This window comes from Flagellimonas pacifica (assembly GCF_900215465.1).
GTDB classification, from domain to species: domain Bacteria; phylum Bacteroidota; class Bacteroidia; order Flavobacteriales; family Flavobacteriaceae; genus Flagellimonas; species Flagellimonas pacifica.
Genome location: NZ_OBEH01000007.1, coordinates 143272 through 159499, shown reverse-complemented (window position 1 = coordinate 159499; position 16228 = coordinate 143272). Strand labels below are relative to the sequence as shown.

The following is a 16228-nucleotide window of genomic DNA, read 5'->3' as shown; positions in this document are numbered from 1 at the left end:
TTGGGATTTTTTTATGGGTTATTGTAAGATGGACTATCGCCACTGAAAATCTCCATTTTCAATGGACCAATCATTGCCAAAAAAACCGGCACACTTAACGGCGTCAGATCCGTATTCCATAATATCATCACCAAAGAGTAGCAAATCTGGGTAGGATGTGCCATTTAACAAATAGTGGTTGCTGTAAATCGCTTTCATGCCATTGATTCCGGTTGCACTTACCACACCTACACTGGCTGTATCACTATCAGGTCGCGGAGCAATAAAGTATAATCCCCATTGGTTTCCTTTAATAACTTTCTGATCCAATGTAACAAGATTGTTTTCTACTTGTACAGGAAAGTCTTTTAAAAGCTTTTTCCAGGCAGAATTGTTGCTTTTGTTTCCATATAGGACAACGTTCCTGTCGGCATATTTCTTAAGGTCAAAATCTGTATCAGGAACTAATTCCACGGAGCCATTGGCTCTGTAATAAAAAGTCTCGGCATCCAAACGAGCTTTGTTAAAATACCATTTGTTTTCCATTGTGTTTCCTTTGGTGGCGTACACAAAAACCATTTGGTTGTTAAAAGCATCTTTAAAACCACCATTTCGGTGTGGTCCCTTTTCTTTTAGAGAAGGTTTTGAGGTGAGTTGCCATCCCTCAGTTGTCTTTTTGTAAAAAGCTTTGTTCTTTGAAGGTACTTTAAGGAGTACATTATCTATGGTAATGCTATCTGATTTTAATTTCATCGATTCCAGGTCCATACCAAGGATTAATACATTATTGGTTGTGACAGCTGGACCATTTTCCTTGGAAAAATCAACTGAACTGATTTCGAAGGGCTTTTGTTGTTGGTATATGGTAATAAAATGCGATTTAGCAGAAACCCCTGGGGAGGCGGTATAAAATTCCATTTTGTTGATCAGCGAATCGGACTTTATCGTTCTGTTTTTGAACAATTCAAAAATAGGAGGCCAATCCATACTGTGATCTCCATACCAATGGGTTCCTTCCGGATACTCGTAATACGTGAAATCTGGATGGAATTTTCCCAGTTCTTCCCGCATTTCCCTTGCAATAAAAGTAGGTACAACATTGTCTTTTTCGCCATGCAGAATATAAACTCCTTGTTGTAGATAGTTCCGTTTTAGCTTTAAGGTACGGCTAGGGTTACCAGCACGAAGAATCATGTGGTCCATATCTGTAAGTTGGGGTTTTTTCTGCATCTGTTTTAACCGTTCAGAAGTAATGCCCCATCGTTTACGCTCAGCCTCGGTAGCTTTTAGTGCACGTTTAACAAAACTGTCCCTATACCCTAAAAGGTCAGGGTAACCTGCACAAGGGGCAATGGCAGCAAATTTATCGGGATATGTAGCGCCCAAATACCAAGTTCCATGTCCGCCCATAGAATGTCCGGTAAGGTAAATTTTTTGAGGGTCAGGCCGGTAAATCTTTTTTCCTTCAGCCAAAACCTCTAATGCATCCAATCTGCCCCAATCTTCCCATGCAAAACCAAAAGGTCTTCGGTTGGTTGGTGCTACAACATGCCCCCAATCCTTTTGTTTGTAAGCATTGGCTTGATTCACTGCTTCAACAGAAGCTCCATGAACAGATAAAAACAAAGCCCCATCTTTTAACTCTTCTGTAGATGAGGGAGCAACACTGAAATATTGAACGCTGTTATCAATCTGACTCATAAAAGTACGTTTGTGCTTTCCGTACTTTGATTTTATTTGAATATCCACATCTTGACTGTCCAGTTCGGAACCCGAATTACTAAGTAACTTTAATTCTAGTTTGGACCTTGAGGGCTCCGAATTTTTGTTCACTGGAGGAATATCAAAAGATACTTTTCTAGTACTCATTGGAGGAATTGATGAAATAGATGATAAGGACTCTTTTCCTAAATGTTTTACCTTAATTTGAAAATTTTTGGCCCAGCTTTCAGATGTATTGATGACCCGAATTGCCCCTTTGTAGTCCATACTTTCTTCCGCCAACAGGTCTGGCAGTGTCATGTCTCGAGTTGTTAGGATAATAGGAGCTTTTGGTTGGATCAAACGAGCGCGCATCCTAGAAAATCGCCCTGCTTTTAATACAAACACATTAATTCCCTTTTTTAGTTGGATTGGAATTAAACTATAACCAAAATCATAATAGTCCCCTTCGTGCGGATAGCCATTGATAATAGCTTGTGTATGTCCGGAAGCTTCAAAAAGTACGGTTTTGGCTGCTGGGGAACGATAACTAAGGTATAGATATGCCCCTCGAAGTGCTGGATCATTGAATGTGTTGGTTTCATCTACCTCGATTTTGGTCCAAGAGTGGGATGTTCCGGTATCATCAATAGTTGCAATTTCTCCTTCGGAAACAGTTTTGTCGCTCATTAAAAAATCCTTAAATATCATATCCGGAGGAAAAGAAATTGAATTTAAAGCGCTTCTTTTAGTAGTTAGGTAGAGGGCATCTTTAAACACATGGGCTATTTTTCCTTCCTTGACATCATTTACTTTTTCTTTTCCAAAATATTCAACAATGTTGCCTTGACGTTTTTGAGCTGATATGGTAAAAGTTGAAATAAGTGCAAATAAGATGATTAACGACTGATGAATAGGGTATTTTTTCATAATGAACGATTTGAAATGAAAAGTAGATAATTGGTTTTATAAGGACAAAAAGAATAGCTGACCCATAACCTTGGGTCGACAGACAACTGGGCTATACCAATAAAATGTCATCAGAAAGCTTTTTTACAGCGGGTTTTTAAGGGAATACGTTAAAAATTGCCAACACCAAGTAAACATTAAATGCATAGATAATGGTGTTTCACAACAAAAAATCGCTCCTGCTAGGTGAGTTTTATAGTTTTAGGAAAAATTTTACAAGATGAAAAGAATAGTTCTTTTGCTCGCTTTGTGTAGTTTTTCCTTTGGAATGGCACAATCTAACCTCAATGACCTCTTAGCGGCGGGTCTTAATGATGCCGAACGTTTTACTACAAGTTGGCTGGCTCCTGTTACGGAAGCAGGGATTTATAGTATTTCAAATGGATGGTACAATACGGCCGACGCCAAACCTTTAGCTGGATTTGAAATCTCAATTGTTGGTAACATTACAGGTTTCAAGAATAAATCAAATAAAAAATCCTTTACCCTAAATACAGCTGACTACGAAAATGTACAATTTGTAGACGGTAGTAGTTCTAAAGAAGTGGCAACGGCCCTTGGAGATATTGAAGGGGTGGATGTTGCCATTAATGCAACCATTGAAGGACAGCAAGTAAGTGCTCAATTTGAACTCCCTTCAGGTTTATCTTCAGAAGATCTGAATTTTGTTCCTTCTGGATATATTCAGGCAAGTGTTGGCCTAATCAAAGGCACGGAGGTTAAAGCAAGGTTTTTACCTAAAATAAATACGGATGATGTTTCCATTGGACTTTATGGGTTTGGAATACAACATGATTTTACCAAACATCTTCCAGCAGATAAATTGTTGCCAGTTGCAATCTCAGCCGTGATAGGATATACCAACCTAAGTGGAGAATACGATTTTACGGATACCGGAGCAGTTTCTGGAGAAAACCAACGCATTGATACCAAGTTTAGCTCATGGAATTTTGCTGCAGTTGTATCAACCCGTTTACCGGTAATTAACTTCTATGGAGGACTGAATTACATCACTGGAAAATCCGATACCAATATATTGGGTAGATATGAAGTGGAGACTGCAGGGCCTGACATAGTTTATAACGACCCATTTATGATAAATAACAAGGTAAGCGGTGTTTCAGGTAATATTGGAACCAAATTGAAACTTGGTTTTTTTCGTCTTAACGCAGATTATAACATTGCTGAATTCAGTACTTTGACCTTTGGAGTTAATTTTGGGTTTAGGTAGGATTAGTCAACCCTAGGTCTAATATCCATAAAAACAACATAATTATATTCAGAATGGGTGTAGTGTCTAGCTGCACCCTTTCCGTTTAAAATGTGGTTGACGGCTCCTGACATTTCCCAAGCATTTAATTCTTTTCCTAGCCATTGTTTTACTGTGAGTTTATCACATGCATTTTCTATCCCGTACTGTTTTACCTTTTTATAGTTTTCAGCGTGTTTAGGGTCAATATCGGCATCTTCCCAGCTCCAGTGCCAAACACTTTTTTCTGCATCAAAATGCCCCACATGGATAAAATCGATTTCCAATACAACAATCCCATTTTTTTTATTGCTGATTTTTAAGACACTGTTTTTAAAGTCATAGTGTCTGGCGTAATCGCCTTCATCGCCTTTAAGGTATTTTTCCATGAAACTGTTCTGGTCAGCAACCATTTCATCCATTGCAGTCTTGTAAAATGCTTCGCAGTCTAAAATACTTATAGAATATTGGTACGGAATAACACTTTGATTTATAGTGATTAGATTAAGGAAGAATAAGCCCCCAAGGTATATGAAAGTTTTCATAGATATAGATAGTTATATGTGAAGGGGAGCCACTTAAATATATGAAATAGTGTCAAATATTTAGTGTGAAACTTCAAAAATGCAAAAAAAAGCCCCTGAGAGCAGGAGCTTTTTATTTTCATATGGTGTGCCTTCTTTGGTTATTCCCTAGTGGCGAAGACAGAACCATTCTCCAGGGCTAAAACTTCAGGGTCGTTGGTTTCTTCCAAGTTAACCGTTACATCATTAACTTCTGCATCGGCATAAATAATGTTATAAGCTCCATTCTCTTCAGACCATTTAAAATCAGTATAAAATGTCAATTTGGAATTAGAGTAACGTTGGTATCTACCTAGGTATACATCGTTGAAAATCCACTCTTCCCGAGTGGTGTTTCCATTTTTGTTATCAATTGAAGAAGAACTTTTGGCCCAGATACCCAAAATGGGGTCATTATTTTCTGGAATACTGGTACAGTTGCTAATAGCAATAATGCACACAATTGATAGCAATGAAAAGATTTTTTTCATAGGCAAAGTAGGTTAATTGTGATTTGGGACTATTAGAACGGTGTTAAAGGAAGAACTATTGTAGTAAATTCGATGTATGGTAGAGTTTGACCATGTTTCTTCGTTGAACTACTCATTCTGTTAACATTACGTTTATTTTACCTACAAGGTCTTAAGAAAAACGATGGAGTCTAAAATGGACAAATGTCAGTTTTTTTCTGACCTAAATGCCTTATTTTTGAGCGATTAAAATTTAAACCTAAAAAAATGAAAGTTACCGTAGTTGGAGCAGGTGCAGTGGGAGCTAGCTGTGCCGAGTATATTGCAATGAAAAACTTTGCATCTGAAGTTGTTTTATTGGACATTAAAGAAGGATATGCCGAAGGAAAGGCAATGGATTTGATGCAAACTGCCTCCTTGAATGGTTTTGATACCAAAATAACCGGGAGTACAAGCGATTATTCAAAAACTGCTGGTAGCGATATTGCGGTAATTACTTCTGGAATTCCTCGTAAACCTGGAATGACTCGTGAGGAATTGATCGGAATCAATGCTGGAATTGTAAAAACAGTATCTGCTAGTCTTTTGGAGCACTCGCCAAACGTTATTTTAATTGTGGTAAGTAATCCAATGGATACTATGACCTATTTGGTACATAAAACTACTGGCCTGCCAAAACATAGGATTATTGGTATGGGTGGTGCTTTGGACAGCGCCCGTTTCAAATACAGATTGGCCGAGGCATTGGAAGCTCCAATTTCGGATATAGATGGAATGGTAATTGGTGGCCACAGTGATAAAGGCATGGTACCATTAATTGGTCATGCCACTAGAAACAGTGTAAAAGTTTCTGAATTTATTTCAGAAGAAAAAATGCAATGGGTGGTTGAGGAAACCAAAGTAGGAGGAGCAACGTTGACTAAATTATTGGGTACGAGTGCTTGGTATGCTCCTGGGGCTGCGGTTTCTGGTTTGGTGCAGGCCATTGCTTGTGATCAGAAGAAAATGTTCCCCTGTTCCACACTTTTGGAAGGAGAATATGGACTTAATGATATTTGCATCGGTGTACCTGTATTATTGGGGAGAAATGGTATTGAAAAAGTAGTTGAGATAGAACTGAGCGATGCCGAAAAAGCCAAAATGCAAGAAAGCGCGGCAGGCGTTAAAAAAACCAATGGATTGCTGGAACTATAATCCAAAAGACAAATAGCGAATTAAAATAAATGGGCAGAATCCTCTGCCCATTTGCAATTCCCGCAAATTCTATTGGCAAATCTTATGGGAAATGATATATTTGCACGCTGTTTAAGAAAACATCTAAAAATTTAATAATCAATGCAAAATAAAGGACTTATAAAGCTTTTCGCACTGCTTTTTGGTTTGGTAAGTATTTATCAGCTATCCTATACTTTCATAACAAGTAAGTTGGAAAAGGATGCTGAAACCTACGCCATTAGCCAAATTACGGAAGCTGAGGAAGATTATGTGGCAAAGCGTGAGGCTTTAGAAGCATCATATTTGGATTCCATTGGTGCCAACCCTGTTTTGGGCTATACCAGCTATGATGACGCGAAGAAAAAAGAATTAAACAAAGGATTGGACCTTAAGGGAGGGATAAATGTTACCCTTCAGATTTCGGTAAAGGATATCTTAAAAGGTTTGGCCAACAACACCAAAAATCCAATTTTCAATAAGGCTTTAGCAGATGCAGATAATGCTTCTAAAAATAGCCCTGATACTTATTTGGAGTTGTTTTTTGATGCCTTTGATAATGTAAAAGGTGATACCAAACTGGCATCCCCTGATATTTTTGCCAACAAGGGTCTAAGTGATGTAGTCAATTTTCAAATGACCGATGATGAGGTAAAACCTATCATCAGAACAAAGATTGATGAATCCATTGTTTCTGCTTTTGAAGTACTTCGTGAACGTATTGATGGTTTTGGAGTAACACAACCAAATATTCAGCGAGAAGGAAATTCAGGACGTATTTTGGTTGAATTACCTGGAGCCAGGGATATTGCAAGGGCTCAAGAATTGTTGTCAAGTACGGCACAATTGGAATTCTGGGAAACCTACCCACAGAGTAACCAAAGCTTGGGTACCTTCTTTGTAAATGCCAATGAAAAACTAAAGGATATTCTCGAACCTGTTGAATCCGAAGAAGAAACCACTAAGCCGGAATCGGAAATAGATTCCCTTTTATCTGATGTTGCGCAAGACTCTTTGGATTTAACCAATCAGGTTAATCCATTATTGAGCAAGTTGATACCTGCTAACCCTGGTAGTCACGCCATTGCAAGGGTTTTGGTTGTGGATACTGCTGAAATAGGGGGATACCTTAGAATGCGTGAAATCAAGCGACTTTTGCCAAACGATATACAGTTTACCAAATTCTTATGGGAAAGGTCAGCTAAAGATTCAGAGATTGCTGAACTATATGCATTAAAATCTAATAGGGATAACACACCTAGAATAAGTGGTGATGTTGTTTCTGATGCCCAAGACACTTTTGATCAGTTCAACAAGCCTGCGGTAAGTATGACCATGAATACGCGTGGTGCTAAGGAATGGGAGAAGTTGACAGGCGATGCCTTCAATAACCAAACTGGTATTGCTATTGTATTGGATAACAAAGTCTACACGGCTCCTGGGGTTTCTAGTGGACCAATTTCTGGAGGACGTTCTGAGATTACCGGAACTTTTACCGTTAACGAAACAAAGGATATTGCAAATGTATTGAGAGCGGGTAAATTACCCGCTTCAGCAGAAATCATTCAATCGGAAGTTGTTGGTCCATCTTTGGGTCAGGAAGCTATTGATAGCGGTTTTATGTCGTTCTTGATTGCAATGGCATTTGTATTGGTATGGATGGTGTTCTACTACGGAAAAGCCGGAATCTTTGCCGATATCGCCTTAGTATTGAACATCCTTTTGATTTTTGGAGTGTTGACAAGTCTTGGAGCGGTATTGACCCTTCCAGGTATTGCTGGTATCGTATTGACTATTGGTATGTCGGTGGATGCTAACGTATTGATATTTGAGCGTGTCAAAGAAGAATTGGCCCGTGGAAAAGGAAAAGCGCAGGCCGTTGCAGATGGTTTCAGTAATGCATTGTCATCCATTTTAGATGCAAACATAACAACCGGTCTTACAGCGATTATCCTTTTCATTTTTGGCTCAGGTCCAATTAAAGGATTTGCCACGACTTTATTGATTGGTATTGTTACCTCTCTGTTTACCGCAATCTTTATCACCCGTTTATTGGTAGACTGGTATGTTTCCAAAAAAGGAAGAAGCTTGGATTTCTCAACGGGATTGACCAAGAACCTGTTCAAGAATATGAATATCAACTTCTTGGGTAAACGTAAGATAGCATATGTAGTTTCCTTTATTTTGGTTGGTGTTGGAATATTTTCCTTATTCACCACCGGATTACAGCAGGGTGTTGATTTTGTTGGGGGACGTTCCTACCAAATTCGTTTTGAAAAAGCGGTTAACCCTTCGGAAATTGCATCTGAATTAAATACGGTCTTTGGAAGTGGAACCAATGTTAAAACTTTTGGAGAAGCCAATCAGATAAAAGTGACCACTCCGTATAAAGTAGATGTAGAGGGTATTGAAGTTGATAATGAAATTCAGGACAAACTATACACTTCGCTTCAAAAATACTTACCAGATGGTACTTCTTTTGAGGACTTTACCGTTGGCGCATCTGAAAAATCTTTAGGAATCTTACAATCTGTTAAAGTTGGTCCTACCATTGCTGATGATATTAAGAACAATGCTTTCTTGGCCATTATTGGTTCTTTGGCGGTGGTGTTCCTATATATCTTGCTGAGATTTAGAAAATGGCAATTCTCATTGGGAGCTGTTGTTGCGGTATTCCATGATGTCATGATTGTATTGGGCATATTCTCATTAACAGGAAGCATTATGCCATTTAACATGGAGATTGACCAAGCCTTTATTGCGGCAATTCTAACAGTAATTGGTTACTCTTTGAATGATACTGTGGTTGTTTTTGACCGTATTAGAGAGATTGTAAACCTAAAAGGTTGGAATAATGGAAAAAACATTAATCAAGCATTGAATAGCACATTAAGCCGTACGTTGAATACTTCTTTAACTACTTTGATAGTGCTTTTGGCCATCTTTGTTTTTGGCGGTGAGAGCTTGCAAGGATTTATGTTCGCTATGATCGTAGGTGTTATTGTGGGTACATATTCTTCTGTGTTTATTGCTACTCCAATAATGTTTGATGCATTGAAGAAGAAAATAGCGGGAGCTAACGAATAATCCATTTTAGGATGATAAATTAAAAAAGCCACTCTAAAGAGTGGCTTTTTTAATTGTTTTCAAACTGAGTTTGTCCAAGTTTTTAACCTTTTTCAAGGTCTGATACTATTTCCAATTCAATTTTGTACACCAGTTTCTTCCTTTCACGTTTCAATAGATTATAAAACCCCATGAAAATACTATTTGGGAGGTAAGGACATTACATGTTCGTATCCCTTTTGAAGATATTTGCCAAGAGTTTCTTGATCAGCCAATAAAGATTCAGGAATTAGCACATACTCTCGCATGGTGGCTCCGTGCGATTTAAATGGTTTTGCACCAAAAACTTTGTCAAACTCAATGGTAGCCTCTTTTGAAAGTCGAATACCCAATTCACCTTCTTTATTGATCAATGAGAACATATATCCGTTGGCAGAGGTGTAAGGAACGGTTTTTCCTTTGCGTTCAAAATTTAGGTTAATCGCTACTACTTCATCATAGATTTTTAAAACTTTTTCGTCCATAATACATTTTTATCTTAGGTTTTTTGCCATCGCTTGAAACTTAAAATGTTCCTGTCCAATCTGAAAATTATGGTCGCCGATGGTCTCAAACCCATTCTTTTTATAAAACTGAATAGCGCGCTCATTACTTTTTAAAACAGAGAGCCAAATTTTCTGAGCTGGACTGCTGACTGCTCTTTCAAGTATTTTGGTTTGAAGAGCCAGACCAACTTTCTTGGATAAAAAATCTTTTAACACATATATCTTTTGAAGTTGACATACATTTTTATCCGTAATGAAATGGGAGGGAGAGTTTAGTTTTAACTTGCCATACCCTACTGGTAAATCATCAATATAAGCAAGCCAAAATATATTGTTGGGTTTGGTAAGGCTATTTCTAAGCTTTTTTACATTAAAAGTTTGTTGCAGATAATTTTCTAAATCGGTTTTATCCTTAAAATAGTGTCCAAATGTTTCCGTAAAAGTAAATCTTGCCAAAAGCGCAATGTAGGTAGCTTCCCTTACTGATGCTTCAACTATTTGCATGGGTTATCTTTTTTCCGGCAGAACCAGAACTTTTCATCTCTAAAATGTAATCAAATTGAGGGTCTAATCCAATTTCTTTTCTGTGTGATACAAAAATGATGGCTGTTTCACTCTCTTGGGCAATTTTATTGACCAATGAAACAAAAAGGGCGGCGTTTTCATCATCTAACCCTGCAGTGGGTTCGTCCAGAATGAGTAGGGGAGGATGCTTGATCATGGCCCTTGCAGTCATTACAAGTCTTTTTTCGCCCGAAGTAAGTTCATGAAATTGTTTCTTTCGTTTGTCCTGCAATTGCAACAACTTAACCCAAGAACCCGCAAGACGTTTGGCTTGATCCGATGCTTTTTTGTAAAGTCCTATAGAATCATAAATTCCGGAAATTACCATATTTTCCAATGTATGATATCCATTGAACTTATCGGTCATGGCAGGAGTGAAGTATCCGATTTTTTCTTTGAGGTCCCAAACGCTCTCGCCACTTCCTTTTTTTTGTCCAAAAAGAGTAAGATTTTGTCCGTAACCTTTGTGACTATCTCCCGTAATCATGGAGAGTAAGGTGGTCTTGCCACTACCATTGGGGCCTATAAGTTGCCAAAATTCCCCTTTCTTCACGGTCCAATTAATGTTGTTCAATACTTGACGCTCATCAAAACTTACTGAAACGTTTTTAAAATTGACCAATTCATCATCCTTTACAACAATGGGTTCTATTGGTGGAGGAATGACTTCTGTAAATTCAATGCTTTTTTTTGCATTCTCCTTCCAAAATATATTGGCGTTTGAATATGAAAGTAACTCACCTTCATCAAGTTTAAAAAAATCTGTGGTATCTGGAAGAATATCATCCAATCTACTTACTATTTGAACTAGGGAAATAGATTTTGCAATGGAAACTAGTTGCTCCTGTAGATAGCTCTGCGTTACAATATCAAGATTGTCATACGGATTGACCAACACTAGAAAACCTGGTTCTTGTGTTAATTGATGGGCAAGCAACGCTTTTTTTTGCTCACCACTGCTCATGGATTTTAAGGACTGAGAAGATTTTTTCGTGATTATCTTTGTGCCATGGCGCTCTTCTTCGTCCATAAAGCGTTCAACTTCCGATCGGGAAAACAACAATCCGCTTTGCTTGTCCAAGGCTGGAAAATCATTTTTTAGTATGCCTTTCAATAAATCAGAAACCAAAACTTTGGTTTGGGACTTATTGTCAATTAATATCGCGTAGTTTTTGGGTTGGTTCATCTGGTAAATCCAATATGTTTCAAAATAAAGATTATCCTTGGTTTACCCTAAAAATGTGTACAGGATTGTCCTTGTAAGTAGTGGTTTTATCCAAATGCATTCCATTTTTTAAAGCAACTTTTTGAGAAGGGATATTATCTATATGGATAATTGAAATTATAGAAGGAACAAAATCATTGGCAAAGGCAAATTCCTTGCACTTTTGAGCGGCCTCTATGCCGAAACCCTGTTGCCAGTATTGCGGCAGAACTGAATAGCCAATCTCCAATTCCTCAATTTCATCTACAATTTGAATTAAAAGACCACAGATTCCTATTAGTTGCCCTGTTTCTTTTAAAATTAGGGCGTTCATTCCACCGGTGCCCTCTTCGTAGCGTTCAAAAATACGATCAAATTGAATTTTGCATGCTTCAACAGGGTCAGAAGGAAGTCCATCCCAATATTGAGTAGACTTTGGTTCATGGTAAAATGGAAGCCAAGCATCAAAATCCGAAGGAAGTATTTTGCGAAAAAGCAGCCGCTCCGTAGCTTGGTTTTCTAATAGATAATCAGGCATTATAGTTTGTTATAGGAAACACTATCACCAACTATTAAGCCCAACTGGTCGGAAAGTCCTGCATTGATTTCCAATACATACTTTATTGGAACTCCAGAAGATAGACCGGTTTCATCAAAAGGTTTGGCATTTTTTTGAAAACTGGCAATTTTTAAATTTTCATCTATATAGATAATATCCAGTGGAATTTGGGTGTTCTTCATGTAGAAAGAGTGCATGGCCACATCATCAAAAATAAACAACATCCCTTGGGTGTCTTTCATAGATTCCCGGTACATTAATCCCGTTTCCGTTTCGTAAGAAGATTGGGCAATTTCAATATCGAAATTAGCAATGATAGAATCGTTTTCTGGTTTTGTAATAGTTAACTCACCCTCTTTGGTGAAACTTATATTTTCCGTTTTGATTTCCTTTTTGGATTCTGACTTGCAACAGACAATTGCAAAAGCACTAAAAATTATCAAGACAAAGAAACGAGTATGTTTTGAAGGCAGTAATTGATAATTGGTCATCGTAAATTGTTTATTGTGCACTGGGTGATGGTCTGAACATAAAGTAGAGGCCAACTAAAATCATAGGAATGCTCAACCATTGGCCGGTGGAAAGAAGGCCCAAAGATTCTTCAAAACCTCCCTGGCTCTTTTTAAAATATTCAATTAAAAAACGTGTGGTCCATAACCCAACCATAAAGAGGCCAAACAGATACCCTACTTTATCTTTTTTATTGGTTTTCCAATAAAACCTATACAATAAGAGAAAAAGCAGAAGGTAACAGATAGATTCATAGAGTTGTGCGGGATGGCGAAATGGAATGGATTCCAAAACTCCGGAAAATTCTGGATTATGTTCAATGGCCTTATAGGCCGCACTTGCAGTTTTTTCCTTGGTCAGGGCTATGGCCTTATACGCAGGCATATCATCAGAATCACGAATAAAACGTACAGCCATGGCATAGGACTTATCCACTACCTTACCATTGATCTCAGAGTTAAAAAAGTTGCCCAACCTTACAAAGCAAGCTCCTATGGCAGATGGAACAACCATTCTGTCCAACAGCCAAAGCATATTAATGTCCTTCCATTTTCTGCAATACAACCAAACCCCAATTATAGCGGCAATGGTGGCACCGTGGCTGGCCAATCCTGTGAAGCCGGTAAATTCATACCCATTTATAAAACCAAAAAGGGACTCATTGGCACTTTCACGAATTGGTAACAAAATTTCTGCCAAGTGATTTTTGTAATAGGGCCAATCATAAAAAATGACATGCCCTAAACGAGCACCCAGCATTATGGAGACAAGTCCATACATAAAAAGTGAATCCACCTGTTGCATGGACTTCTTCTCGTTCAAAAAGATTTTTTTGATGATGTACCACCCAGCTACAAAAGCAGCTATCCAGAGTAGGTTGTAATATTTGATTTGGATGAAACCTAATTTAAATAGGGTGCCATCTGGATTCCAATTAAAGCCAAGGAAGTACATGTAAAAAATTTTGGACTAATATACTTAAAGATGTTAGATCACTTTGCTTTTAGAAGTTAGATTTTAGATTAAATTATGAGATGTTGACATTATAGTTGGGATGCAAACAAACTTCAATCCATATTTTGATTTGGGAACATGGTTTAAGGTACAGGATCATAACCTTTTCCGCCCCATGGATGACAACTGAAAATTCTTTTTAAAGAAAGCCAGCCGCCCTTAAAAAGACCATGTTTTTTGAGAGCCTCCAATGTGTATGCAGAGCATGTTGGAGAATAACGGCAAGTGGCCGGAGTTAGTGGTGAAATTAAAAGTTGGTAAAGTCTAACCAAAAGAACAAAAGGGGCAATGAGTATTTTTTTGAATGTCATTCCTTTATGTTCTTCACGGCTTATTCACCATTAATTTACGCTAAAAGTAGTTCCTTCTTTTCCATCTTTAAGCTGAATGCCCAAAGCGGTGAGTTCATCCCTAATCTTGTCTGATGTTGCAAAGTCTTTATTGGCTCGTGCCTCATTACGTAACTGTATTAACAACTCCATTACACCACTTAGGGCACTAGTGTCGTTTTTTATAGCTTTTTGATTTTCTATACCTAAAATATCGTATACAAAATTATGCAAGGTTGTTTGGAGCAAGGTTTTATCTTCTTGAGAAATACTTTCATTTCCTTCTTTGATTAGATTGATATGCTTCACGGCATCAAAAATGTGGGCGATGAGGATGGGTGTGTTAAAATCATCGTTCATGGCATCATAGCATTTTTGTTGCCATGTTTTGTAATCAAAGTCAGATTTCAACTCTGTTTTTAAGTCTTCAAAGCATTCCATGGCATCCATTAGGCGGTTATAGCCTTTTTCTGAAGCCTGCAATGCATCATCACTTAGGTCTAAAATACTGGTATAATGAGCCTGCATCATAAAAAAACGTACCACGGCAGGTGCATATGCCTTGCTCATAATATTGTTTTCACCGCTGAACATTTCTGATGGATAAATATTATTGCCTGTTGATTTCGACATTTTTTTGCCGTTCAATGTCAACATATTGGCATGAAGCCAGTATTTAACTGGGGATTTTCCTGTGCTTGCTTCGGATTGTGCAATTTCACATTCATGATGTGGAAATTTTAGGTCCATTCCGCCACCATGTATGTCAAAGGTTTCTCCTAAATACTTTGTGCTCATTGCAGTACACTCCAGATGCCAGCCTGGGAAACCATCTCCCCATGGAGAAGGCCAGCGCATTATGTGCTGTGGTTCTGCTTTTTTCCATAGCGCAAAATCCTGCGGACTTCTTTTTTCACTTTGTGCTGTGAGTTCTCTCGTATTCGCAATCATGTCCTCTAGCTTTCTGCCACTTAGTTTGCCATATTCATGACTCTCATTGAACTTGGGGACATCAAAGTAAACTGAACCATTTACTTCGTATGCAAAGCCTTTTTCCAGGATTTCTTTTATGATTTCAATTTGTTCAATAATATGTCCTGTGGCGGTTGGCTCAATACTTGGAGGCAAAAAGTTGAACTTTTGCAATGTTTCATGAAAGTCAACTGTATAGCGTTGTACCACTTCCATAGGTTCAATCTGCTCCAATTTTGCCTTTTTGGCAATTTTGTCCTCACCTTCATCCGCATCGTTTTCCAAATGCCCGGCATCTGTAATATTTCTTACGTAGCGCACTTTATAACCTAAATGTTTGAAATAACGGAAAATCATATCAAAGGACATGAACGTACGGCAATTTCCCAAGTGTACGTTACTGTAAACGGTTGGTCCACAAACATACATGCCAATGTGCCCTTCATTTATAGGCTGAAAAGCCTCTTTTTGTCCCGAAAGTGAATTGTGTACTCTTAGGTTCTGATTCTTATAAAGCTGCATTGAAAAACTTAGGATTAAAAGTCGGTATCTAGGTTAATGTAGTCCAAAAACTCCCTGCGTATGGCTTCATCTTTGAATTTTCCACCATACTCGGCAGTAACCGTGCTACTTTCAATATCACGGATTCCCCTTGAATTGACACAAAGGTGTTTTGCATCGATAACACAGGCCACATCTTCTGTTCCCAGTACGTTTTGAAGCTCTTTTACAATTTGGATGTTCAATCTTTCTTGTACCTGTGGACGTTTGGCAAAATAGTCCACTACGCGATTCATTTTGGAAAGACCTACCACGGTTCCATTAGAGATGTAGGCAATATGAGCTCTACCTATGATTGGTAGTAGGTGATGTTCGCATGTAGAATATAGAACAATGTTCTTTTCAACCAACATTTCTCCATACTTGTATTTGTTCTTAAAGGTTGAAGATTTTGGTTTTCTTTTGGGGTGTAAACCTCCAAAAACCTCTTGAACGTACATTTTGGCTACCCTTTTTGGGGTGCCGTTAAGACTATCGTCATCCAAGTCTAGGCCAAGGGTCAACATAATTTCACGAACACTTTTTTGTATTCGTTCAATCTTTTCCTCATCACTCAATATAAAAGCATCTTCCCTAATTGGTGTTTCTGATGCAGAACCTATATGGTCATTGCCCCTTTCTTCGTATTGTTCTTCCAATGCTTGCTCTAATTTCATTTCCTTTTTCTTCAAGAAAGCAAAGATATACATTAAAACCCTATTTAACATCTGCTATGCTTGGTTTGACAACATAAATTATTGTTAAGAGGAAAGGCACTTTAC

At 38.0% G+C, this 16228-nt stretch carries 15 protein-coding genes; 3 read left to right on the top strand and 12 right to left on the bottom strand.

Going from position 1 to position 16228, the window contains the following annotated elements; translation table 11 throughout:
• Nucleotides 1-33: 33 nt before the first annotated feature.
• The gene (locus tag CRO15_RS18185) at nucleotides 34-2610 is read right to left on the bottom strand and encodes a carboxylesterase family protein (protein ID WP_097047282.1); all 2577 of its coding nucleotides are present in this window, start codon (nucleotides 2608-2610) and stop codon (nucleotides 34-36) included.
• 259 nt (nucleotides 2611-2869) lie between these two features.
• On the opposite strand from CRO15_RS18185, the gene CRO15_RS18180 reads away from it, so the two are divergent.
• Entirely contained in the window at nucleotides 2870-3880 is a 1011-nt protein-coding gene (locus tag CRO15_RS18180) for a DUF6588 family protein (protein ID WP_097047281.1), read from the top strand.
• A gap of 2 nt (nucleotides 3881-3882) precedes the next feature.
• Here CRO15_RS18180 and CRO15_RS18175 read toward each other — a convergent pair whose 3' ends face one another.
• The gene (locus tag CRO15_RS18175) at nucleotides 3883-4443 is read right to left on the bottom strand and encodes a DUF6882 domain-containing protein (protein WP_133067289.1); all 561 of its coding nucleotides are present in this window, start codon (nucleotides 4441-4443) and stop codon (nucleotides 3883-3885) included.
• A 140-nt stretch (nucleotides 4444-4583) separates the two neighbouring features.
• Nucleotides 4584-4952: a hypothetical protein gene (locus CRO15_RS18170; RefSeq protein WP_097047279.1), complete on the bottom strand. Its 369-nt coding sequence runs from the start codon at nucleotides 4950-4952 to the stop codon at nucleotides 4584-4586.
• A 246-nt stretch (nucleotides 4953-5198) separates the two neighbouring features.
• Here CRO15_RS18170 and mdh point away from each other — a divergent pair, with 246 nt between their 5' ends.
• Nucleotides 5199-6125, top strand: a complete 927-nt coding sequence (gene mdh, locus CRO15_RS18165) for a malate dehydrogenase (protein WP_097047278.1) — start codon at nucleotides 5199-5201, stop codon at nucleotides 6123-6125.
• A 141-nt stretch (nucleotides 6126-6266) separates the two neighbouring features.
• On the top strand, nucleotides 6267-9230 hold the full coding sequence (gene secDF / locus CRO15_RS18160; protein ID WP_097047277.1) for a protein translocase subunit SecDF: 2964 nt from the start codon (nucleotides 6267-6269) through the stop codon (nucleotides 9228-9230).
• A gap of 179 nt (nucleotides 9231-9409) precedes the next feature.
• On the opposite strand, the gene CRO15_RS18155 is transcribed toward secDF, so the two are convergent.
• From CRO15_RS18155 to folE, 9 genes are all read right to left on the bottom strand, one after another.
• Nucleotides 9410-9733: a hypothetical protein gene (locus tag CRO15_RS18155; RefSeq protein ID WP_097047276.1), complete on the bottom strand. Its 324-nt coding sequence runs from the start codon at nucleotides 9731-9733 to the stop codon at nucleotides 9410-9412.
• A 9-nt stretch (nucleotides 9734-9742) separates the two neighbouring features.
• Entirely contained in the window at nucleotides 9743-10258 is a 516-nt protein-coding gene (locus tag CRO15_RS18150) for a GNAT family N-acetyltransferase (protein WP_097047275.1), read from the bottom strand.
• Entirely contained in the window at nucleotides 10245-11504 is a 1260-nt protein-coding gene (locus CRO15_RS18145) for an ATP-binding cassette domain-containing protein (protein ID WP_097047274.1), read from the bottom strand. Before CRO15_RS18145 ends, CRO15_RS18150 begins: the two co-directional genes overlap by 14 nt.
• Nucleotides 11505-11535: 31 nt before the next feature.
• The gene (locus tag CRO15_RS18140) at nucleotides 11536-12060 is read right to left on the bottom strand and encodes a GNAT family N-acetyltransferase (RefSeq protein ID WP_097047273.1); all 525 of its coding nucleotides are present in this window, start codon (nucleotides 12058-12060) and stop codon (nucleotides 11536-11538) included.
• Nucleotides 12060-12572, bottom strand: coding sequence for a DUF192 domain-containing protein (locus CRO15_RS18135; protein WP_097047272.1), 513 nt, complete (start codon nucleotides 12570-12572; stop codon nucleotides 12060-12062). Before CRO15_RS18135 ends, CRO15_RS18140 begins: the two co-directional genes overlap by 1 nt.
• A 10-nt stretch (nucleotides 12573-12582) precedes the next feature.
• A complete protein-coding gene (gene lgt / locus CRO15_RS18130; protein WP_097047271.1) occupies nucleotides 12583-13545 on the bottom strand; it encodes a prolipoprotein diacylglyceryl transferase in 963 nt (320 codons plus the stop codon).
• Nucleotides 13546-13688: 143 nt separating this feature from the next.
• A complete protein-coding gene (gene yidD, locus CRO15_RS18125; protein WP_097047270.1) occupies nucleotides 13689-13916 on the bottom strand; it encodes a membrane protein insertion efficiency factor YidD in 228 nt (75 codons plus the stop codon).
• Between the two features lie 30 nt (nucleotides 13917-13946).
• The gene (gene cysS, locus CRO15_RS18120; protein ID WP_097047269.1) at nucleotides 13947-15428 is read right to left on the bottom strand and encodes a cysteine--tRNA ligase; all 1482 of its coding nucleotides are present in this window, start codon (nucleotides 15426-15428) and stop codon (nucleotides 13947-13949) included.
• Nucleotides 15429-15442: 14 nt separating this feature from the next.
• Nucleotides 15443-16123 carry a GTP cyclohydrolase I FolE gene (gene folE / locus CRO15_RS18115; protein WP_097047329.1) on the bottom strand — a complete coding sequence of 227 codons (681 nt, stop codon included), beginning with the start codon at nucleotides 16121-16123 and terminating at the stop codon, nucleotides 15443-15445.
• Nucleotides 16124-16228 lie beyond the last annotated feature (105 nt).

Coding starts and splice junctions, on each gene's coding strand:
- CRO15_RS18185 (WP_097047282.1), bottom strand. CDS start 2,610: ATGAAAAAATACCCTATTCATCAGTCGTTAATCATCTTATTTGCACTT.
- CRO15_RS18180 (WP_097047281.1), top strand. CDS start 2,870: ATGAAAAGAATAGTTCTTTTGCTCGCTTTGTGTAGTTTTTCCTTTGGA.
- CRO15_RS18175 (WP_133067289.1), bottom strand. CDS start 4,443: ATGAAAACTTTCATATACCTTGGGGGCTTATTCTTCCTTAATCTAATC.
- CRO15_RS18170 (WP_097047279.1), bottom strand. CDS start 4,952: ATGAAAAAAATCTTTTCATTGCTATCAATTGTGTGCATTATTGCTATT.
- mdh (WP_097047278.1), top strand. CDS start 5,199: ATGAAAGTTACCGTAGTTGGAGCAGGTGCAGTGGGAGCTAGCTGTGCC.
- secDF (WP_097047277.1), top strand. CDS start 6,267: ATGCAAAATAAAGGACTTATAAAGCTTTTCGCACTGCTTTTTGGTTTG.
- CRO15_RS18155 (WP_097047276.1), bottom strand. CDS start 9,733: ATGGACGAAAAAGTTTTAAAAATCTATGATGAAGTAGTAGCGATTAAC.
- CRO15_RS18150 (WP_097047275.1), bottom strand. CDS start 10,258: ATGCAAATAGTTGAAGCATCAGTAAGGGAAGCTACCTACATTGCGCTT.
- CRO15_RS18145 (WP_097047274.1), bottom strand. CDS start 11,504: ATGAACCAACCCAAAAACTACGCGATATTAATTGACAATAAGTCCCAA.
- CRO15_RS18140 (WP_097047273.1), bottom strand. CDS start 12,060: ATGCCTGATTATCTATTAGAAAACCAAGCTACGGAGCGGCTGCTTTTT.
- CRO15_RS18135 (WP_097047272.1), bottom strand. CDS start 12,572: ATGACCAATTATCAATTACTGCCTTCAAAACATACTCGTTTCTTTGTC.
- lgt (WP_097047271.1), bottom strand. CDS start 13,545: ATGTACTTCCTTGGCTTTAATTGGAATCCAGATGGCACCCTATTTAAA.
- yidD (WP_097047270.1), bottom strand. CDS start 13,916: ATGACATTCAAAAAAATACTCATTGCCCCTTTTGTTCTTTTGGTTAGA.
- cysS (WP_097047269.1), bottom strand. CDS start 15,428: ATGCAGCTTTATAAGAATCAGAACCTAAGAGTACACAATTCACTTTCG.
- folE (WP_097047329.1), bottom strand. CDS start 16,123: ATGAAATTAGAGCAAGCATTGGAAGAACAATACGAAGAAAGGGGCAAT.